Source organism: Azospirillum sp. A1-3, assembly GCF_023806445.1.
GTDB lineage: Bacteria > Pseudomonadota > Alphaproteobacteria > Azospirillales > Azospirillaceae > Azospirillum.
This window is the reverse complement of record NZ_JAMSLU010000007.1, coordinates 458,285-479,713: the sequence shown is the minus strand read 5'-3', so window position 1 is coordinate 479,713 and position 21,429 is coordinate 458,285. Positions and strand designations below refer to the sequence as shown.

Below are 21,429 nucleotides of genomic sequence, written 5' to 3'. Positions count from 1 at the left end.
AGGCGCGTCTGCGCCGACATGAGGTTTAGCCGGGCGTGCGGTGCTGGTCGATGGACTGGCGGAGGATGGCGAGCGGCGCGCCGCCGCAGGTGAGATAGCCGTGCGACCACAGCCCCCCTTCCAGCAGCGGCGGAGCAGGGCTGGGTGTTTCTGGCGCCGACGGCGGCTCGACATGCCCGTGAGGCTGTTCACCAGGGTCGAGATCGCCACCCTTGGGCGGGGAGGTCACGAGACGATGCCCATGATCGTCCTCACCATCCATCTCGATGAGTTCGGCGCCGAAGTCGGCGCACACCGACGCAAAGATGGTGCGGACGTGGTCCAGCACGGCCTTGGTGAGCACACAGCGACGGGACTTGCTGACATCCCTCCGCCCGTCAGGGCGGAGGGATGTCAGCTCTTTGACCGGACAGGGTCAAGGCGGTCCACGTCTGTCTGCATGGTCAAGCTGCAGAAGAGCTCTCGATCGCTGTCTGTTATATGATCTACAATCCAATCACGAAGGAAGTGAGCCACAGACGACATTTTCAGCCCTTTGTTGAGGCGAGCTTCCAAGTCGATCATGGCTGCAGCGCAGCGGTCGTGTTGTTGCAGATGTTCTGCGATAAGAGGATGCTGGTGACGCGCCAAAAGGACCTCCTCCCGCTTAAAATGCTGGAGGAGAAAGCGAATGGCATCTGCCGCAATCCTCCGTTGAGAGGCGTCTGAGACTTGAGATCGAATCGCGTGACCAAGGTCGTTGAGTAGAGTCACCAGATTTGAGTGATCAGAGTCAACTTCTGGTATCCCGACTTCTAATTTTGAAGACCATTCTATGGGCTGGTTGATCAGTTGATCCCATGAGAAATTGATATCTTGCGTCTGAAAGAGAGAAGTGGCCTCTTTTGATTTCTCATCCCGTAAGTATAACTCTTTGATAAAGGTGTGCTTGTCGGCGCTTTGACCGATCGAAACGGTTTCTCTGGAGAGCTCATGGCTTCCAATCTCTTTAATTTTAGACATGCCTAATATCTACCATGCTAAAATACTTAATAAATCGAGGATGCCTTTGTGCTTGTTTGATGGCAAAGCGAATCTGACTGCCTCGCATGCGACAAAGTGGCACGGTTAACTGTAGCGACCCGAGATCATCGGCGCTCCGGCCCGAGATTCTGGCACAAACCTGGACCAGATTTCCTGAGACTCAAATCGAGCTTCGGCCCGGATTGCGTGAGACGGAACCCACATTGTCTGAGACAGACCCGAGATCGCCGGCGGCGGGCCTCACTCCGTGAGACAGAAATCCGCTGGCAGAAAAACGAACGTTTTCCGGCCGTTGGTCAGCAGGAGACGAATGGAGCGGCAATCTGCGGCTTTGACAGGCAGGAAAGCCGGTCAAGGAATCTGCATTATGAATGGTGGCAACGCCATGGGTTTTCTGCCTATCGGGGGTAGACCCAACAGTTGTGTCACCAAGGGCCATTTGACCAAGGACGGTAGGGCCGTCCGTTTCCCACAAAATCTGTTCCGCGATTGTTGTATCTTGCAACGCCCTTTATGTTCTGGGTGAGAGAAGCGGCTGATCCATGGGATGAATGGTGGATGCCCTATCGTCTGGTTAGACTTGCACGAAAAACGCGCACGTGGCCAAACTGGAAGCGATATCTCACCGCGACGAGCATAGCTCTGACGGCCATAGGCTTACGCTGGATGCTGCTCGGCCCAGAACCATACCCATATGTTTTGGCGTTTCCTGCGGTGATCACCTCAGGACTGATCCTCAACCGAGGCAGCGCCTTCCTGACGCTCGCGATCTGTGCGCTGCTCGGCACCATCCTGTTTGTGAAACCAATTGATGCTCTCTACATCCCGAACCCGGTGGATGCTGTCGCCCTTATCCTGTACCTCGCCACTGCAATCCCCATCGCGATCCTGATCGAGAACCTCCACGTCTCGGTCCACGAACTCTCGGATGCGAATGAACAGCTTGCCGCGCTGAAAGAGCAGGAACAGGTGCTGCTCAGCGAGGCGGCGCACCGCCGACAGAACGACCTGCAACGGCTGATTGCCACGTTCCAACTCCAGGCCAAGGCTTCGAACGATGACCGCGTGCGTCTTGCACTGGAGGAAGCCGCTGGCAGGGTGCAGGCACTGGTCCGTGTGGATCGACACATCGAACACCATCGGAACGGCCCAGACACGGTGGACATCGGGATGATGCTCTCCGGGTTGGTCGAGGACATTCGGCAGAGCGGCGCCGAACTCCGCCCCATCGCGTTTGACGTGGCGGTGCAGGCGGCGGAACTCCCGCGAGAACAGGCGGTCGCGGTGAGCCTGATCGTCACGGAAGTCGTCAACAACGCGCTCAAGTACGCCTTCCCGGAAGAGCGCGCCGGAACCATCACCGTGCGCTTCCGGCGCGATGGCGAGGCTTTCGTGCTGAGTATGGCGGACGATGGGGTGGGTTTCGATCCGGCGTCCGCGCCACGAGGCACGGGGCTGGGTCGTAGGCTGGTGCAGGCCCTGGCTGCCCAGCTCAGAGGGCACGTCAAGGTTCAACCGGGCGATGCTAAGGGCGGGACCTTATGTACGGTGCAATTTCCAGCCCGCGTATAATCTGGACAGGATGCCGCACACTCATTGCCTGTCTATAGTTCCTCGCCTTTTGGTAGGTTGTGAATAAGCGCGGAACTGGAACCCCCGTCGACAACGGGATTAAGTCATTGTAGATGCAGGCATTTTGGCCATTGAGCTGGGGGCCCGACCGGCGCCAATCAGGACCCACCCTCAATGGAAAGTTCCACTACTATTTCAAGAAGTTACGGGCAGACATCGGAGGGTCTCACTTCGGCGCTGATACACACGATGTGGCGTCATGCCCGCGAAACCACCTCCATTCGCAGAATGGGGGCGGTAGTTCATTTTTTCCGATCAAGCCCACCACCGCCTGCTTCTCCGCACCAGACTGTGTGCAATTTTCATCGAATTTCCTTTTAATTCCTTTTGAGTTACGTCGGTCTGAACGGGCAGCTCAGGGTGGTTAGAGGAGAAATTATACTTTTACCGAATTTATTTCCGCAAATTTCTTAAATATCGTTCAAAACATTGGTAGCCGATAAACAAATTCACTGCGCCCCTTGCGTGTCCCTCAGGTTGGTCTGAGAACAATCTTTGTTGGCTGCCGGACAAAGTGGAGGAAAATAGAATGCGAAAGCATTTTTTCAGTACGTTTTCAATTTCTGTTCTGTCACTTACCGTCTTAATTTCTTTCTCCTCTTTGTCCTATGCCGGCGAGCTCGTTTATACGCCGAGAAACCCATCGTTCGGTGGAAACCCTTTTTACAGCGATCACCTTCTTGGGGTGGCCAACTCAAACAACAAGTTCGAGAAGCCGAGCAGCAACAGCGGACTTCTCACACAGCAGGATCCTTCCAAAGAATTTGAACGGGTCATCCAAAGCAGTCTGCTCAGCCGGATTTCCTCACAAATCGCTGATCAAATCTATGGCGAGAATGCCAGAGACTCCGGACGGTTTGTCATCGGCAGCACGACAGTTGATTTTGCAAAGAGTGGTGGATCGACGTCTGTGACGATCACCGACTCATCAACGGGTGGGAAAACCCTCATCCAAATTCCGACACCGGGCTACTGAGCCAACGCTTCTCTGATCGAGGCGTGATGGTCGGGCTCCATCCTCTTTGGGCTGGAACCAATGCTCTTGCTTGCTCGGATTTTCATTGCGGGTAGATGACATGCGTATTCAAACCCTCTTGTTGGTTGCTGCCTGTGCTCTCAGCCTTGGTGCTTGCTCCGCCACGCGTCCGGAAACCGCCTTTTCCGAAACTCCCCGCCTTGAGCCCAAGACGGAGATGCTGGACGATTTGATGGCCCTGCCGCCACCGGTGCGCCAACTGACGGTCGCCGTCTATAATTTTGAAGACCAGACAGGACAAAACAAACCCAACGAAACCTTCTCAGAATATAGCCGTGCCGTCACGCAAGGTGGCGCCACCATCTTGGTGAATGCCTTGGAGCGGGCTGGGCGGAAATCCTGGTTCAAGGTTGCCGAGCGCCGCGGTTTGCCGGCCTTGCTGCAGGAGCGCCAGATCATCCGCGCCATGCGGGAGACCTATGGGGGCGGACCACAAACCCTGCCTCCCCTCACCTATGCCGGCCTTTTGCTTGAAGGCGGGATCATCGGATATGACAGCAACACGCTGACCGGTGGCTTTGGTGCACGCTTCCTCGGCGTCGGGGGCGACACCCAGTACCGTCGCGACACGGTAACCGTCTATTTGCGCGCGGTTTCGGTCCAGACCGGCGAGGTCATCAAGAGCGTCAACACCACCAAGACGGTCTATTCTGTCCTCTTGCATGGCGACGCTTTCCGCTACATCGGCTTTAACAAGCTGTTGGAAATTGAGGGCGGCATCACCACCAACGAGCCGGTCCAGTTGGCGGTCAAGCAGGCCATCGAAAAAGCGGTCTTTACACTGATCATGGAAGGGGCCTTGGACGGATACTGGCAGTTCCAGGGGCCCGAGGCGCAGCCATTTGTCGAACGCTATATTCAAGAGCGTGACGGCATCATCGAGCGTCGACGGCTCCAGGCGACCCCTGAGGATATGCAAGCCGAACCACAGCCGGTCACCGTGCCGCCACCGGCAAGCCGCACACCGACCGGATCGGGCGCCAATGGCGAGCGCAGCATGGTCCCCCCGGTCGCCTCCCCGCAGGTGCAGCCCAACAGCCCCACCTTTGTCCTTCCGCCCACGCCCAATCGAAGCGATTTGCCGCCGGTCCCCTCCCTGCCCCCCGCCGCCCACTGACGGCGGGAGGTGGACCGCCACCCCACCATCAAGGCTGCTCCTCCAGTTCGCTGAATTAATTACTCAAATAATGATCAAAATTCATTCGTTTGGCTCTTTAGAAGCCCCACTGCAATAAAATCAGGGAAACAGCACACCATGAAAAACACTCTGCTCTCGTCGGTCGCCGCGCTCGCTTTTGCTCTGGTCGCGTCTGCGGCCTCCGCAGAGTCGGCCAACAACACGGCCTATATCGACCAGGCCGGTCTGTCGAACACGAACCTTCAGACCCAGGAAGATGGCTCTCGCAACCTGACCAGCACGATCCAGCGCGGCTCTCGCAACAGCGCAACGACGCTGCAGAGCCGGGGTGTGTTGAACCGTGCTTACAGCACCCAGGACAACACCGCGAACACCTCCACGCAGACGCAGACCAGCGGGGAGCGCAACGAGCTCACCTCCACCCAGAATGGGACGGGCGGCAACGTTGTCAGCCAGACCCAGATGGGCGGCACCTACAATCGGGCCTGGGCAACCCAGTTCGGCAGCGGCAACAACAGCGAACAGACCCAAGCCTTCGGCTCCAACAACCGCATGGAGGCGCGGCAGGCCGGTATGGGCAATGACGCGAGCCAGACCCAGTTCCTTTCCAGCAACAGCATGGCCTATGTCGAACAGGTCGGCATCAGCAACGAGGCCAGCCAGCACCAGGCGGGCAGCCTGCTCAACGCGCGCATCAACCAGGATGGCCGGAGCAACTGGGCGTCCCAGACCCAGGCGGGGGTGAATGAAATCGCCTCGATCAGCCAGGCCGGCGCTCTGAACGTCGCCACACAGGGCCAGATCGGTGCCGGCAACACGGTGATGGCTCTTCAGGAAGGCCAGCACAATCGGATGCTGCAGACCCAGGCCGGTATGGGCAACAGCGCGACGTCGCGGCAGTATGACGGCGGTCTGGCCGGCAACATTGGCGAGCAGCGTCAATATGGCAACGAGAACGTCGCCACGCTGTACCAGAACGGCAACGGCAACCAGTCCTTCCAGTCGCAGACCGGCTCCAACAACACCCTGGGCGCCACCCAGTCCGGCAACGGCAACCGCAGCACCCAGATCCAGCGCTGATTGGGTACAGTCGATGATCCGGCGGTGGAGGTCCACTCCACCGCCGCCCATTTTTGGAGGCGCGCCATGCGTGGTTCTGGCATCGCCGTTCTCGCCTTGCTCGCGGCGTCCCCCGCTGCGGCAAACAGCATCGCCTACATCGACCAGATCGGGGAGGGGAACTGGGCTGAACAAGTTCAAACCGGATCGAACACCGCACGCATCCGGCAGACGGGGTCGGATCTGTGGGCTGAGCAACTCCAGTCCGGCGCCAACACCGGCATCATCGTGCAAACTGGCCAGCGACAGAAGGCATCCATGGATCAATCTGGAACCAACGCCGCCTTGATTGCTCAGGCCGGTTTGGCCAACAGCGCGACCCTGTACCAGGATGGTGCTGCCAACAAGGCAACCATCACCCAGTCTGGTTCGGGCAACCGGTCCAGCGTGAACCAAAGCGGGGGCGGCAATCTGTCCTCGACCATCCAGCGGGGATACAACAACACCGCGGAGCATTCTCAAAATGGCTCTCGCAACGAAGTCACCACCGTCCAGGACGGCAACAGCACGCTGTCCGTTACTCAAATTGGCAAAGACAACAGTGTGGACAGCCAAATCCGCAATGGGGGACAAGGCTTTCGCATCCAGCAGAACGGCTCTGGCCTGGACATCAAAGTGATCCAGGCTCCTGGTCGCTGAGAGACGACACAGATCGCTTCCGAACCTCCGCCTGGCTTTAGGGCTTACCGTTACCCACATCTCGGGGGTTGCAGTTCGGAAGCGAGCTGAGCGCCGAGCATGAGCAGAAAGAGGCGTTCAAAGCCAAACCACAAGGTCTGCCAGCCCGGCTCGCCATCGCCTTTGCGGGCCAGGAAACCGCCAAGGCGAGCGACGCCGCGCTGAAAGTCACGGTGGCTGGTGACGACAGCCGGGGGTCTCTTCAAGGCAGCGGCGAGCAACTGCACCACGCCTTCCGGCTCGTCGCTTCAGGCCCGCCCACCCCGCCGTCTGCTTGGGAAGACCCGCTCCCGGAGCGCGCCATCCCCGCTCCCAGAGCCACCGCGCGCCGCGTCCGACGGGCATCGCCCAGCTTAACATGCCCCCATGCTGTTCAGCCCAGGTCTCGGCATCGTCCATCCCAGCCTCCATCCGCTGCTCTGTTCAACGGATGGAATCCGCCGCCTTCACGATGTGGGTAACGGCAAGCCTTTCAAGGAGCGGAGAAGTCACCACGAACTGACCGGGGCGACGAATGAGCAGATAGTTCTCTGTCGTGCCCTAGGCGTTTTCGCCCTTGACGCCCTCAAGCAGCCGGAGCGCCTCGGATGCGCTGGACAGTTCGCCGAGCGCGTCCGAGCCGGTCCGGATCTCTACCCGGCCGTCGGGATGAATCAGGGCAACAACGTTCAGGTCATTGGCACCGAGCTTGCGGGACAGCATACCGCCCTTACCATTCCGCGTGGCGAACACGGTAAGCACGACATCACCAAAGGGTTGGCCAGGGTAGCGCGGCAGGGCGATGTTGACGACGCGCAGAAAGTCTGTGTGAAACGAACTGTTGATGAGGCCATTGGCAACGTAGGAGGCGGTGAAGTTCAGCACGCCTTGGATCTGCCGCGTCGGGTCCGCGATCGCGCCGGAGTCCGCCTGGCCGCGCTCGTCCACGGCAATCGCCATGAAGGTGTAGCTCGCGATCCAGGAATCAGGCTTCACCATGTCGATCCAGCCATTGCCCGCGTCCATGCGTCCCGATGCGGGTACGGGTGACCAGCCGAGGGAGGTGAAGGCCACTTGCGCAGACCAGTCCACAGTCACGGAGGCGACGTCCTGGGTGGTGACCGCCACCTCCACCTGTCCTCCTTCTGGGCCGAAGGTTTGCGACGCCGGAGCCTGCCCCGCACTGGGCCGCAGATCGACCGTGATCCGCTCGACGAGATCGCTGGTGACCACAATGAGCTTACCCAGGACCGTCTGCTGCGGCTCGATATAGCGGATGTCTGCGGCTCCGCAGCTCGCCAGCAGCGTCCCGAGCGGCGTATCGAGTGACCTGCGGTCGAGCCTCATGGCGACGCCTTCCACACCCAGCGTGCTCGTGCTCACGTGCAACACGCCGGCGATGGTCGATCCCGCGCCCTGCTCCAGCGCCATCTTCCAGGCCAGGGCGCCGTTCTCCGTCAACTCCACGCTGACGGTGGCCGCCCCAGCGAGCGGCGATGTCGAGATCAGCGGTGCAGAGGCTGCGATGCCCGGCGGCAGCTCAAGAGAGACCGCGAGCCCCTGCCTCTGCTCCGCCCGGAACGACCATTCGCGGAGCGCAACATGGTGCTTCGCCAAAACCGCGCTCCAGTTCTTCCGCAGCAGGGCGATGGCGGGCAGGCTGCCTGAGGGATAGGTGGTGACCGAAAACAACGCGGAGCCGCCGGTGATGTTGATTGCCCGATCCGGCAGCAAGCTGCGACGCAGGGTGAGCGAGAAGCTCAGGAGGGATACCTGGGACGGGGAGACATAGACGATGCTTTCGTCCGGAACTGGCCGAATGGTGAAGCCGTCAACTTCGATGGGACGGGTGCCTGCCAGGATTGGCGTGGTCGCCTGGACCGGTAGCCGATCGCGGCTCCAAGCAGGTCGGGTGACCGGCGCCGCGTCGCAGGCGATCCTGTTCGTGAAGGTGCAGATGCCGGTCGTCGCCTCCAGGCGCCCAGAACGGAACTCGGTGATCCGCCCGGCTTCCGCCTGCGGATTCGTGGCGACGCCAGCGGTGCCCTTGTGTGTGCGCATGACGGTCTCGGCGATCGTCTGCTGCCAGGCAAACCGCGATGCTTCAGACATGGACGAGACTCCCGGGATGTTGCTGTTTTCGCCTGGGTATCGTTTCGCTTTCCGGTGGCCGGCTCATGCCGGTGGTTAGCATCTCCATGTAGTGGTCCCAGTCCCAGACGGCGTTGGGGCATCCCCGGTGCGACGTCCGCGGATCCGCTTCGGCGTGGCCAAGGATGTGTTCGCGGTCCATGGGGATTCCATACTGCCCGCAGAGCCAGGCCACGAGTGTGGCTGAGGCCGCATACTGGAGAGGGGTCGGCATCATCCCCAAATCGCTCAGTCCCCGCGCTCCCGGCGCGCGGGCGCAATGCTCAACGCCGATGCTGTCAGCGTTGGCGCTGTGGGCGTGCCAAGCGATGTCACGGTCCCGAACAAGCTGCACTATTTCGCCGTTCTGGCCGACGATGTAGTGCGCGCTGACGCCGCTCACAGGATTCTGGAACCAGCTGATCGGCCCCTCAATGCTCGGACCACCATCGGTGATGTGGATGATCACGCGCCTGATGGTGCGATCTGGTCCACCGGGCCCGAAAGAGGCGGCTGGCACGAAGCGGGTTGCACCGGGATAGTCGGTCGTGTCCGCCTCCGCCCGCGGCACCGCGGTCTCCCGCACCGCTTCTTCAATGCCGCGATCGTCGGGGAGGAGTGAAACCGCGTTCATTCTAAGGGGACGGAAGATCGAGCGCAGCTCCCGCCCCCTGACGCAGAACTCGAAGCTGCGGTCGCGCAGTTCGGTGTCATCCAGTTCGGCCAGGAGCTTGCCGAGTGTGGGCGAGGCCACCTGCACCTTCCACTCGCGCGATCCCCGTGACAGAAGCAGCGAGACGACAACCCCGTTCCGCAAGGACATCTCCCGGATGCGGCCCCGGACATAGACCGCCTTCCGCGCAGCGGCCACCACTTCCGTCCGCCATTCCGACCAGGGACGCAGCCGAACCAGATTCATGTGGACTCGACGGGCGAAATGATTTCCCTGGGAATCGGTACCGAGCACCTCGATCGGGAGGTCGAGCACCGTGGCGCCGATCGGGGAGCGCGGCACCAGCACCATCCGTCCGAGCACTGCCACCGGCATCGCACGTTGCTGGTCCGCCGCCGCGGGCTGCGCCTGTCTGTCGAGCCGCGATGGCCGGACTCTGACCATGACCTCTCGCGCGGCTTCACCTGCTGGCACGCCCGCATGGCCTGCAGTCCGGGGCGCCGCGAAGGACGCCTGCAGAAGGCTGATGCCGGGATCGGCGGAAATCCGGACAAGTTGCCGCTCGTCCTGCCGTCCTGCTTCCCCCGCGACGATGACGCCTTCACTGACCGCAATCCCTGGCCCCCCGAGCGCCCAGCCCCGCACAGAGCCCGCCAGGGCGCCACTGCCGCCCGCCGTCACCTGAAGGCTCCAAGTGCCGGCCATTCGGTCCGCCTCTGCTTGACAGAACCACAGCAGACCGTTTTCGTAGACCAGCGACAATCCGGCGTTCGTCGTGGTCACGTTTCCGTCGAGGGTCCAGACGAGATCGGGAACACCGGGACGGATCAGCCGGACTTCCTGCGGAGTGGCCTGCGGAACGTGGAGCTGCAGGAACACCGTTCGGTCGGCGACAGCCACCCCGAACCGGTAGGTTCGCACAATCCCTGCGGGACTGGACGCTTCGGGGGCGGCGGCCATCACGATGGGCTGCAGCCCCGCGGCCTCGGCCAGGGTGTCGAGAACCAGATCGGGCAATTCCCTGGGCTCCCGGGCCAGGCGGTACTGGATGCCGACTTCTTTCCCGATCCTCTGGGCGAGAAAGGCGAGGATCTCTGGGCTGGCGGAGACGAGGAAGAGCTTGCCGGCGGAGGCCAGAGCACGGAGGCCCGCGATGTCGGCGATGGTAACCCGTGTGCCGGCTCCGACCACGAGCACGGCTGAGAGGAGACAGGCATCGGATCCACCGGGTCCGACCTCGAACCGGGCATTCAGCTTTGCGACGGCCTCACTCAAATCGACAGCGGTGGTGGATCGCGGGGGCGCATCGCCAACTTCGGAAAGCGAAGCGGTAAGGGGTCGGTGATCGGTGGCCGCGAGCAGGTTGAGGCCGGCATCGAGCTTGCGGGCGAACTCGGCATGATCGATCGGTGCCGCGGCCGGAATGCACGTGTTCGTCTCGGCGTCGGATGTCGGTGCCTCCTCGTCGGCCCACCAAGGATCGTAGCCCCAGGATGAGGCGGTCGGGTCCGCCATGCTGTCCGGCGACGCGACCGCGTCGGTATCGGCATCGTAGACCGGTGCGGCGGCTGTGCCGGACGCCACCGCCCCATGCAAGAGCCCATGGTCATCATTGTCGGGCGCGTCGGACCAGAATTCCTTCCCGTCAACAAGGGGGGGCGGCTCGTTCGCCATGCCGTCCACCGCCACCACAACATCCGAGCTGGAGGCGGCGGTATCGAATTGACCGTTGCTGATGACCAGCGCGAAGTCCTGGCGCGGGGAATCGGGGGCTCCGGTCAGGCAGTCCATCGTTACGTGAAGAGCGGTCACGGTCACGCGCATCGGGCCGGTGACAGTGGCGGGCGCGAGGAAGATGTTCTGTAGGTTGTCCGATCCCTCCGCGAAAACCGGCTTCTCCCCCGCTTTCGCCAGCGTCGTGTCGGAGGCGGAGAAGCCGCCGCGGAACCGGTCCTGAACACCGCGGAAAACCTCCGATCCAATTTCGGTGCGCAATACAAGCCGGTTCGTCAGAGGCGATAGATTCGGACTGCCGCCGCTGCCGATCGCGCCGGGGGGATCGGTCCAGGCGAGGGTAATCCGGACCGGCCGGGTAGGGTCGGCCGCACGGATGCGCCATTCCCGCACCTCGGTGGGATGGGACAGGAAGATGGTCTGGTCGACCAGAATGCGCGAGACGGACGGGTTCAGGATGTTTTGAACGTTCAGCCGCCCCCAGCCCTGGCGATTATTGGGGATCGGCCCGCCGGTGGCCATTGGCTCGGCCCCGTTCACGATCAGGGCACGCAGCATGGCAGGGGAGGGGGAGCGCCCGCCATTGTTCCGGCGCCACCACTGGGTCAGCAAGGCACAAGCACCTGCGGTTTTCGGACTCGCGCCCGACGATCCACCGCCCCAGGTGAGCCTCGGGCTGATATACTCGTCCTCGCCCGGGTGGCAGTCGAAATTTGCCGATGCTGTCCACTCACCAGGGGCCACCACATGAGGGCGTATGCGGCCGTCGCCGCAGTTGCCATGGCTGGAGCCGTGCGCGCCGCTATAGACCTCACGGATGTCGTCGCTGCCCTCGCCTCCGACATCGGGCCGGAAATTCTCGGAATTGCCCGTGACGATCACGTTTTTGGCAGCCTTGGGGCGGGTCAGTCCGAGCGATCCGCTGTTGCCCGAGGAGAAGCAGACAGTCAGCGGTAACGGCTGTGGACCCTGCGGATCAGCGTTGCGGACGAGCGCATCGAACAGCGCCTCGTCCGAGCCGTAGTCCATCGGGTTGCACGTTTCCTTGCCCCAGGAATTGTTCTGGATAGCGCCCTCGGCGCCGGCCTCGACGGCTGTCTGCCGGCACAGCATTGTGGTCGGCTGCATTTTGTCCTGCGAGAGAAGTGCTGCGCCCGGCGCGGTTCCGAGGCCGTAAACGAAACGGTTGGTGTCCGTCTCGTCCAGGTAGTTGCCGGCAGCGTGTCCGGCCACCATCGTGGCGTGCCAGTCCTTCTGTCCGCCGGTTAGGTCGCGGGCCCGGCCCGCGAAAGCGGGATGTGAGACGTCGATCCCGCCATCGACGATCCCGATCGTCGTGCCCTGGCCGTTCAGGCCGTGGTCCTGGAGCCAGCGCAGATAGGAGCCCGCGGGACGGTTGTTCGCGTCGTAGAGGCCGGCGAGGATGAGACCAGCGATCTCGTCCTCATCGACCGGAACGCGGAAGGGCTCCACCGCCAGCACGAGCGGAAGCCGCAGCAAGGCCGCCTGCCCCTCCTCGTGCGTGCGTGCGCGGATCCGCAGGCGGCCGCCGTCAAGCACGTCGTTGCCGGCACCCTTGAGGATCTCAACACCTGGGACGGCTTTGAGTTGCGCGAGGATAGCGTCTCTGGATTCGAGGGTGCCGATAACGACAATTACGACGGACTCGCCCGCCTCGCCGAGGTTCAGTGCCCGCCGTTTGAGGTCGGGGGTGAGTTCGGTCACGCTTCGGATGGCTCTCTCACCCGTGGTCGTCCTGACCTGTTGCAACGCCTTGCGGAATGCCGCGGCAGGGCCATAACAGAGATAGCTGTTCTCTGGCTGGTAGGCGACGGGTGTGACGCGGTGCTCACGCAGTCCAGCAAGCCAACGCGGGTCAGGAGGCCCGATGAACTCGACGTAGGCCGAGATCAAACGTCCGGCTTTGGTAGCAAGTTTGGTGCCGAGATGTGGCCGGGCGGCTTCGGCCTCCGGACCGGAGTCGAAGGGGAGTCTCAACCCAGAGGAGGCGTCCAGCTCGGCCGGCTCGCCCGCTTCGGGAACAGGCGCGTCCGTGAGGACCAGTGCCGCTCCGCTCGGATAGAGGTTCAGCAGCCGGGTGCTCGGATCGCGCAGGATCGGCGAATCCTGCGGCAAGAGGATGGTGCGCGGCATTGTCGGGCCTTTCCTGCACGCGTGGCGAGCAGGCCGGGCGGGACCCGGGTATCGCACCCGGATCCTCACGCCAGCCGACGAAGGCCATAGCTGCGGCGGCGATGGAAGATGCCGTCACGCCGTGGCCCTGGCCCTTCGTCCGTTCACGCGACGGCGCTGACGCCTCCGTCGCGTCCGCAGCATCAGGCGCCGACCAGATCGACGAAGATGCTTTCGGCGTATTCTCCCGAGGGATCGAGTTCCACCTTCACCAGCTTGCTCTCCCGCTCGAAGGGAAGAGCGTCTTGCACGCTGTGGAGGTGCAGGCGCCTGGACGAGCCATCATCGGCTCGGATCCAAAGATACGTGCCCTGCACCCCGTATTCGATGCCGGCGGTGTGGCCCGTGATGATGCCGTCCTTGCCATTGCCGCCTGTGCCCTTGCCCTTCTTCGTCGTCTCGGACGATGGGCTGCCGGCGCGGCTGATGAGCGGATGCCCCTGACCCTGGATTAGCTCTTGGGCGAGGTTGTCGCTTTCGCCCAGTACGGCCTCGCTGGTGACCAGCTGGATATCACCGCCGCGCGTCGCCAGGATGAAGACCGCGCTGTCGGTCGGCGGGATCACCTGCTCCGGCGCGCGCTTCAGTTGTCCGCCGATGACGCCGAAGGCGCTGAACTTGGCGACGCCTAGCCGGCCCTGAGGATCAAGCGGATAGGCGAAATCGATCGGTGTCATGGCATCGATATGCGCCGAATCGCGCACCGCCGTGGGCAGATGCGGCCCCGCGTAGGAGACGTTGAGGATCAGGTAGTCGTCGGGGGTAAGGTCCTGCGGGGGGATGATGCGGTTGCCTTCCCGCAGGAACATAAAGATCGTCTGCCGTCCCACCCAGGCCGAGGTCTTGATCACCATTTGGTTGCCACCGTCGCCCACGGTCTTGACTTGCTTGTAAGGGATAACCGGCCAACGTGGTGGCGAATAGTTGATCTTAATGTCGCAGGTAACGTTGACACTGCGCGGGTCCGTGCTAATCACGGTATAGCGCTGGTTCCCGCCGTCTTTTGTAAAGACCGGCGCTTCCGGAGAATGTCCCCTGTCCCAGGACATTGAGGCTGCGGCATTAGCCAGCATCGGATCGGCATCGACCAGCACGACCGAGTCAAAGGCCTGCTGCGCTGGCACTTCCGTGAGGCAACTCGCGTCGAGATCGCTGAACAACGCGGCGAGGCTGATGTCCATCGTGTCCTTCAGCCAAGTCGTGCCACGGAATTCGATCTTCTGTATCATCTCGATGGCGTCGGTCTTTTTCTGCCATTTCAGTGCGAAGTTGGCGCCACCGAACAAGCCGCCGCTGTGACCAGCCTCGGCAGGAGCCACCTGGGGCATCGGCGCGAAGATCTGGTCAAACAGGATCTGCATCGCCTGCTTGGCGAAGGTCGTCACCATCTCCTGACGCAGCTTTTCGAGATCAGGCGGGAGCCCCTGATTCAGGAAAACGACCTCGACACCGCCATTGCGCGACAACGCATCCCACGCAGCCTGGATCTTTGCGCTACCGCCGTAGAAGAACCCGTTGTAGCTCGTGGCGAGTTCCGCCGAGAGATGCTCGAAGACGCGCTGGCCATGCACGCGTACCTCCGCACCGATGTCCGGCACCCGCCGCAGGTACTCGTACTCGATGGTGATGTCGCCGTTGACCCGACTCTGGTTCCTGATGGCGTTCGACCACTCGAGGGCACCGCTTTCGGACAGCTCGGCGAGGAAGGACAGTGAACCACCTGGAGTGCCGACGTCGCGTTCGTTGTGCTTCTGGTCCGGCTTTCCTGCCGTCGGCGGCAGGTTCAGCAGCGCCTTGCCCTTTTGGGTCGTGAGGGGCAGAAAACGCAGCCTGTTCGGATCGCCGACGCCGAGCGAAGCAACGAGGGCCTTCGCTTGATCAATTGAGGCCTGGTCGAGCTGAGGCGAGGTGTTGAGGCCGATCGTCGCGGCGCCGCCGATGATCTTAACGCTGTGGTCGGGCTGCTGGGCGGTGTAGGTGGTCACGGCCACGCCGGGCTTGCCTTGGCGGTCGAGGCTCAGCACCGGCTGCTTGGTGACGTAAAGGATGACATTAGGCTGGTCGCAGGCGTACAGCTTGAACTTGCCCACATCACCAAGTGCACCGGACAGACTGACCGGCACGCTTTCCGTAAGGAAAGTTCCCATTTCTCCCTCCTGATTTTCTGAAATGCGTCAGAGCTTCCGCTCAACCCGCATGGACCATGGCGGCCTCTGATCCGGCACCGAGGCCGAACTCCTCAGCGAAGTCGTAGAATGGCTTGGACTCGATCGCACCCAAGCCGGGCGGCCAGGGATTGTAGACGGTCACGTAGCTGCCCTCGGGCGTGCCATCTCCGTGGACGCCGCCGAGGATGACGGCGTGGTACGGTGCCCCGATCTCCACCACCCAGATTGGTCCCCAGTCACTGAGCAGCCGTGCCCATTCCTCCGGCATAGCGCTGCGCGGGCCTTCCTCGACCAAACCCCACGCAGTTACGGAGCGCCGGATGTCGGTCCAGCCATAGCCCGTCTCCAGGTCCATTCCAGCCTGTGTAGCCACCGCTTCCGGCGTCGTCGAGGCCTGGTCGCGTGTGCTGACGACCATCGCAAGAGCGGCCGCCCAGCACGATACGTCCGTCGGTTGCGGGATCAGGGCGACCTCCACCTCCGTATCCAGCTCGCGCGTATCTTCCGGCAGCGGGCCGACACTGCAAGAAATGACTGGTCGGGCATTGGCCGAACGCAGGCGGCCAATGAGCGCGTCGACCTCGCTGATCACCACGTTGCGGCCAACGATCTGTACCCGCGTGCCATCGACCAGGAGATAGATCGCGTCCTCCGTCTCCTCGATCGCGAGATCGGAGGCACGCACGAGTTTTCCACCCACCATGCCGACAGCGCCGAGCGTGGCTTTCCCGACCGTCTGCCCGGGCGGAACCGGATAGCTGAACTCGATCGGCGTCTGTGGGGTGATCCTCGACGCAGCCCGGATCGGTGCGCCGAGATAGGAAGCCTGGTAGGTTGCCGTTAGGGCGAGATAATCGGTGGGGTCTGCGTCGGACGATGAAATGATCCGATCGCCACGACGCACGTACATGTAGACGGTGTGGCGGTGCACCCAAGTCTCGGGCCGCACCATGATCCTGTTTCCATCCGGCATAAGCGTCGCCGTCCCGGTATCCTCGATGACGGGCCAGTTATTCCTGAAGACGCCCATCACCCGATAGGAGACGCCGACCCTCTCGGGGCGTTGCGTGGAAATCGGGAACTGCCTTATGCCGCCGGCCGAGCCGAAGACTGGCGCCTGCGGGGGATGTCCTTCGGTGAAGTCGATTGACAGTGCCACGCTCGACACGCTCGGTGAAGGGTCCACGACCAGCGAGACGGGAACCGAAACCGACTCGTAGGTGATCTGGATGTAGCTTTCGTCCAGCGCGCCTAGTAACGCCGATAACTCGGCCTCGAGACTGGCTCTAAGCCATGTCCATCCCTCGACCGTGACGGTCAGGCCGGCATTGGTCGCATCGCTCGCGCTCTTCCACCGCAGGGCATAGAGCGAGCCCGTGCCGGATGCCGAGCAAGGCCAAGGCTCAAACAGTGTGTCGAACAGCTGCTCTCGCGCCTGCTCGGAGATGCGGTCGAGAATCTCAGCGCGGGGAACTGCCGGATCCAGCGGTGGGGTATCAAAGAGGGAGATCTCGATGGCACCTCCGCGAACCAGGGCTGACCAAGCCGCGCGAATCTCGTCGGACCTGCCGTAGAGTGTGCCGTCGACAGCCTTGCTCAGCGTCGCGACGAGCTGTGCATGGACCTGTGGCCCATGGAGCGTCACCCGTGCCGTCGCCTGCGGCATCAGTTGCGGATAAAGATAGGACAGGCGGACCCCGCCGGTGACGGGCGACTTTTCCCGGATGGCGCGCTCCCATGCCTGCACGCCCGCCGCCGTCAGATCCAGGACCAGGGTTCGTGAATTTTGACTGCTTGCCGGCTCCTCCGTCGCGCGCGCCTGTGCGGCGTCGGCCGTGGAAGTCAGGCGCACCTCGCGGAGAGGCAATGGCAGAAAGCGCGGACTTGGCGATTCCTTGTATCCTGTGTTGAGCAGGACACGCCGCCACTGATCCGCAAGCGCGGATGCATCATTCTCGACGCTCTCGTCGCCGAACAGACCAAGAAGCGCCGAGCCACCACGCACCTCGTAGCCGTTGCCATTCCAACTTTGCGTGCACGTCAGGCCCGCCCGGTAGCGCCCGCCCTCCCGCGCGAGCCGGAGCATGTTGGGGACATAGAGAACGACTCCCTGAATCGCGCTTGCAAAGAGTCGGTAGCCCTCGACATCCCAGTGAGCGCCCCCACTCGTCACACCGATCTTTTCCATCAGCGTCGATGACATTGGATGTCCCTTCGGTTCTCTGGAGATGCCGCCAGAATCGGTGGCACGGTCCACCGGCTGCCCGTATTGGTCAGAGTACCCTCAGCAGGGTACTCCTCCGCACCACTCACTTCGTGGCCAATTAGTCTCTGAACAGGAACCACAGTTGCTTCGATGCCCTACGCGGGTGCGGCTATTCCGGTCGGCTCTCCGGCGGGAACATTTCGGGTGGCTCTGATTGTACTCAAAGCGACCGAAATAAAGCCGTCAATTTGAGAGAAAGCTAATCATATCTAAAGAAATTTTTGAGAATACTTCTTGTAGAGGTGACGCTTTCGAAGATGCAACGGCCCATTGTGTACCGAATTTATTTCAAAACGCTCTAGTAACGTAAATATTACATGGGAGGTAAGCAAAAGATGGTTTTATAAGATTACACTTCGCCTTTCCTGATGCGTCGGTATTTAAAAAACTGCCCAAAAGCACTGTCAGCCTTACCCGCCAAGCTGTCATTGTCCGGCTTGGCGTACACGATATCTCCACCAAGTCCGGCACGAACAACGCCGCTGCGGATGCTGCCATTGATCATGCCAATTTATCAGGCATGGCGTTTCTCCACGAATATAGGCATCCAAGATTTGGGCTTTTTCTCGTGGTGAGAATAAATATCGCGGGAGCTCAACAGAGCAACAGCGAATAAGATATTGTGGTCCAGATAGCGAGAGGATGGCAAGAAATCCTTGGTGGGTGTCAGTTAACCACCAAAGAGAAGGCCGCAGGAATAATTTGGATGGTGCAGACAGTGGTATTCATGCTGGCAAAGTTTGCAGATGCTGCGCAAATGGACGGTAATTACATTGAAATTCGAAGCATCTGTGCTGTTAATGGGGCGCAGCCAGAAATGGAGCATTGGCTTGGCTATCAAGCTGATCGTAGACGACCATGACCCACCATTTGGCGGATGGGGGCTCCACTTATAGACGGTTTTCAGAATGTGCTGAGTCGGTTTGCGATGATGAAGATGGCTGCGGCGGTGAGCAACGCGAGGATGATCCGCGCCAACCGATCCTGTCGTCGATCCAGGCGTTTGTTGGCCAGCAGCCAAGCGCAGCCGTGCTCGACGATGCATCGGACCTTGCCGAGACCCGAACCGTGGGGTTCACCGATCTTGCGGATGTGCGGCTGAACCCCGTCGCGTAAGCAGAGCCAGCGGTTGTCGGCGCTGTCGTAGCCTGCGTCGGCGTAAAGCCTGCCGATGGCGGTGCAGACAACCTGAGCCAAGCGCAGCAAGTCCGGGAAGAGCTTGGTGTCATGCACGTTGGCGGGCGAAGGGACGACCGCCAGCGGCAGGCCGTCGGTCGAGACGACCACGTGGTACTTGGTCCCGGATTTGCCGCGGTCGGTCGGGTTCGGGCCAGTCAATTCGCCGCCTCGCTTGGCCCGCACCGAGCAACTGTCGACCACGACTGTCAATCGGCTTCCAATTTCCGGCTCTTCCAAGTTTTGTATGACCAAGCAGAGGTTGAGTAGGAATCTCTGAACATCCGGTGGAAGACGCAAGCTCTTTCGCGGGCCAGGGAGGCCATATGGAAGGAAAGAACCCTCCTTCATCATGGTTGTGCCCTTGAACATCTCTCTGTCGTCGATCGGCTTTCTGCCCAATCTTCAAGTCCTGGATCAGATCGATCATAGCTTCTATCGGATCACCGTACGTGCACAGCCGGCTGCAGCGTCAGTGTCCTGCACCGGCTGCGGCACACCCTCACGCCGCGTTCACGGCGCCTACTGGCGCAGCCTTGGTGATGTGGCATGCTTCGGACGCCCCACCGTGCTGCTGATCCGCGTCCGGGGCTTCCGCTGCTCCAATGCCACTTGTCCGCGCCGCACCTTTGCCGAACCCTTGCCCGGCGTCGCCCGCCCGCGGGCGCGCCAAACCGACCGGTTGCGGGCCGTGCACCGGACCATTGGTCTGGCGCTCGGCGGCAACCCAGGGTCCCGTCATGCCACGGCCATGGGCGTGCCGATCAGCCGGACGACGCTGGGACATCGGGTGCGCATCGGCATCGACATGGCGGTCGCTCCAGTGACGGTTCTGGGGGTGGATGACTGGGCGTGGCGCAAGGGCCACCGGTACGGAACGATCCTGTGCGACCTCGAGCGCCGGCGCGTCATCGACCTGCTGCCAGACCGCAGCGCCGACACACTGGCGACGTGGCTGGCAGCCCACCCCAGCGTCACCGTCGTCGTGCGCGACCGCGCCGGCGCCTATGCCGAGGGGACGGCGCGTGGGGCGCCGGACGCCCTCCAGATCACCGACAGATGGCATCTGCTGCGCAACGCCAGCGATGCCCTTCGCTCTGTTCTGGAGCACCATCATCGTGACCTCCGCGCCGCCGCCCGGATGGCGAGCGCGCCATCGCAGTCGCCGGGGGAGATGAGCGAAGCTCCCCAGCCGGTCGCCGCCGAACCGGAGTGGCGGCTGCGCAGCACAGAACGGCGGGCGCAAGCAGCTCAGGAGCGCCGCGACGCCCGCTATGCGGAAGCGGTTCGCTTGCGCGACCAGGGCCTGTCCACCCGGGCGGTTGCCCGATCGCTCGGTGTCGAGCGCAAAACGCTGCGCCGTTGGCTTCGCACCGGCCATGCCCCGACATGGCAGCATGCCGACCGCGGCACCAGCATCCTCAATCCGTACCAGGATTATCTGGAGGATCGCTGGCAGGCGGGTTGCCGGAACGCCGCGGCGCTGTGGCGGAAACTCCAGGAGCGCGGGTTTCCCGGACAGTACAGCGTCGTGCGGGATTGGGGAACCCGGCGCCGGCGACAGGATCCGCCGGCCGAACCGAGGGGGACCTCCGATAAGCCGGTGTCGGCGAAGCAGTCCGAGCCTCCGACACCCCGGCGTGCGGTGCGGCTCCTGGCCGGCGATCCCGACAGGGTAACCGACGAGGGCCGCCGCTTGTCCAGGCGTTGCGGGAGCGCTCGCCGTCGATCGCGACGGCGGCTGATCTCATCACCCGCTTCTGCGAGATGGTGAAGGGCAAGGTGTCCGACCCGTTCTATGACTGGCTGCGTGAGGCAGAGGTCAGCGCGCTGTCATCGTTCGCCGCCGGGATCCGCCGCGACGAGGACGCGGTGCGCGCTGCGCTCAGCGAGCCGTGGAGCAGCGGGCAGGTCGAGGGCCAAGTCAACCGGCTGAAGGCGATCAAGCGCACAATGTATAGCCGGGCCGGCTTTGAGCTGCTGCGCGCTCGCGTCCTCGGTCACGCCTGACGCGAACATCAAATGGTGAAACACGCTCCGGTCATCCACACAAAACTTGGAAGAGCCCAGTGTTGCAGGCCGATGCACAGTTGGATCAGCCTCAACGAAGACGTGACCATGATCGGGCATGACGTCCAGCGCGTGGACCGTCATATCGTACGCGGACGCCACTTCGCCAAGAACTTGCCTAAGCCGGTCGTCAACGGGCGGCGTCAGGACGGGGCACCGGTATTTCGGGCACCATACGATGTGGTACGTCAGCGAAAATACCGCCCCGGCGTTCTTCGCAGAGCGCGTCGTCCTGCAAGAAATTCTGCTTCCGCCAGAAACCTAACGCAACAGCAAAGGAGGCGCGGCTTCCGCTGTCGGCTTAAGCCGGCAGTCCCCGCCGCGAAATCATGATGGCGCAGCAGATGACAGGCGCCCTGATGGCGTCGTATGCGGCAGTGGTCGGAAGGGCAGGGGGGTGGCCACTCCTACCGG

General features: G+C 62.2%; 15 protein-coding genes and 2 pseudogenes. 7 read left to right on the top strand and 10 right to left on the bottom strand.

What is annotated here, in order from left to right; genetic code table 11:
* Positions 1-25: 25 nt before the first annotated feature.
* Together M5E06_RS32595 and M5E06_RS32590 are read right to left on the bottom strand one after the other, a co-directional pair.
* The gene (locus tag M5E06_RS32595) at positions 26-397 is read right to left on the bottom strand and encodes a transposase (protein WP_502802033.1); all 372 of its coding nucleotides are present in this window, start codon (positions 395-397) and stop codon (positions 26-28) included.
* A complete protein-coding gene (locus tag M5E06_RS32590) occupies positions 394-1,002 on the bottom strand; it encodes a bacteriohemerythrin (RefSeq protein ID WP_252141792.1) in 609 nt (202 codons plus the stop codon). The genes M5E06_RS32595 and M5E06_RS32590 overlap by 4 nt, the downstream gene beginning before the upstream one ends.
* Before the next feature lie 579 nt (positions 1,003-1,581).
* On the opposite strand from M5E06_RS32590, the gene M5E06_RS32585 reads away from it, so the two are divergent.
* The 5 genes from M5E06_RS32585 (at position 1,582) to M5E06_RS32565 (ending at position 6,587) form a co-directional block, all read left to right on the top strand.
* Complete coding sequence (locus tag M5E06_RS32585; protein WP_252141791.1) at positions 1,582-2,595, top strand: sensor histidine kinase; 1,014 nt, start codon at positions 1,582-1,584, stop codon at positions 2,593-2,595.
* A gap of 589 nt (positions 2,596-3,184) precedes the next feature.
* Positions 3,185-3,631 carry a curli production assembly/transport component CsgF gene (locus M5E06_RS32580; RefSeq protein ID WP_252141790.1) on the top strand — a complete coding sequence of 149 codons (447 nt, stop codon included), beginning with the start codon at positions 3,185-3,187 and terminating at the stop codon, positions 3,629-3,631.
* A gap of 100 nt (positions 3,632-3,731) precedes the next feature.
* Positions 3,732-4,808 carry a CsgG/HfaB family protein gene (locus M5E06_RS32575; RefSeq protein WP_252141789.1) on the top strand — a complete coding sequence of 359 codons (1,077 nt, stop codon included), beginning with the start codon at positions 3,732-3,734 and terminating at the stop codon, positions 4,806-4,808.
* Positions 4,809-4,946: 138 nt separating this feature from the next.
* Entirely contained in the window at positions 4,947-5,909 is a 963-nt protein-coding gene (locus M5E06_RS32570) for a hypothetical protein (RefSeq protein ID WP_252141788.1), read from the top strand.
* A 66-nt stretch (positions 5,910-5,975) separates the two neighbouring features.
* Entirely contained in the window at positions 5,976-6,587 is a 612-nt protein-coding gene (locus M5E06_RS32565; protein WP_252141787.1) for a hypothetical protein, read from the top strand.
* A gap of 50 nt (positions 6,588-6,637) precedes the next feature.
* On the opposite strand, the gene M5E06_RS32560 is transcribed toward M5E06_RS32565, so the two are convergent.
* The 6 genes from M5E06_RS32560 to M5E06_RS32535 all read right to left on the bottom strand — a co-directional run bounded on the left by M5E06_RS32560 (position 6,638) and on the right by M5E06_RS32535 (position 18,274).
* Positions 6,638-6,853: an IS4 family transposase gene (locus M5E06_RS32560; RefSeq protein WP_502802027.1), complete on the bottom strand. Its 216-nt coding sequence runs from the start codon at positions 6,851-6,853 to the stop codon at positions 6,638-6,640.
* A 313-nt stretch (positions 6,854-7,166) separates the two neighbouring features.
* A complete protein-coding gene (locus tag M5E06_RS32555; RefSeq protein ID WP_252141786.1) occupies positions 7,167-8,717 on the bottom strand; it encodes a hypothetical protein in 1,551 nt (516 codons plus the stop codon).
* Positions 8,710-13,296: an N-acetylmuramoyl-L-alanine amidase gene (locus tag M5E06_RS32550; protein ID WP_252141785.1), complete on the bottom strand. Its 4,587-nt coding sequence runs from the start codon at positions 13,294-13,296 to the stop codon at positions 8,710-8,712. The genes M5E06_RS32555 and M5E06_RS32550 overlap by 8 nt, the downstream gene beginning before the upstream one ends.
* A 182-nt stretch (positions 13,297-13,478) precedes the next feature.
* On the bottom strand, positions 13,479-15,482 hold the full coding sequence (locus tag M5E06_RS32545) for a hypothetical protein (protein ID WP_252141784.1): 2,004 nt from the start codon (positions 15,480-15,482) through the stop codon (positions 13,479-13,481).
* Between the two features lie 40 nt (positions 15,483-15,522).
* Positions 15,523-17,706 (bottom strand): papain-like cysteine protease family protein, encoded by a 2,184-nt coding sequence (locus M5E06_RS32540; RefSeq protein WP_252141783.1) that lies wholly within the window; start codon positions 17,704-17,706, stop codon positions 15,523-15,525.
* A gap of 412 nt (positions 17,707-18,118) precedes the next feature.
* Positions 18,119-18,274, bottom strand: a complete 156-nt coding sequence (locus M5E06_RS32535) for a hypothetical protein (RefSeq protein ID WP_252141782.1) — start codon at positions 18,272-18,274, stop codon at positions 18,119-18,121.
* Positions 18,275-18,475: 201 nt separating this feature from the next.
* On the opposite strand from M5E06_RS32535, the gene M5E06_RS32530 reads away from it, so the two are divergent.
* A complete protein-coding gene (locus M5E06_RS32530) occupies positions 18,476-18,631 on the top strand; it encodes a hypothetical protein (RefSeq protein ID WP_252141781.1) in 156 nt (51 codons plus the stop codon).
* A gap of 41 nt (positions 18,632-18,672) precedes the next feature.
* Here M5E06_RS32530 and M5E06_RS32525 read toward each other — a convergent pair whose 3' ends face one another.
* The gene (locus M5E06_RS32525) at positions 18,673-19,149 is read right to left on the bottom strand and encodes a transposase (RefSeq protein ID WP_502802032.1); all 477 of its coding nucleotides are present in this window, start codon (positions 19,147-19,149) and stop codon (positions 18,673-18,675) included.
* 148 nt (positions 19,150-19,297) lie between these two features.
* Between M5E06_RS32525 and M5E06_RS32520 the strand changes: the two are divergent.
* A pseudogene (locus tag M5E06_RS32520) lies at positions 19,298-20,955 on the top strand (ISL3 family transposase).
* Between the two features lie 84 nt (positions 20,956-21,039).
* On the opposite strand, the pseudogene tnpA reads toward M5E06_RS32520, so the two are convergent.
* Positions 21,040-21,258: pseudogene (tnpA, locus tag M5E06_RS35985) on the bottom strand (IS200/IS605 family transposase); the annotation flags it as partial.
* Positions 21,259-21,429 lie beyond the last annotated feature (171 nt).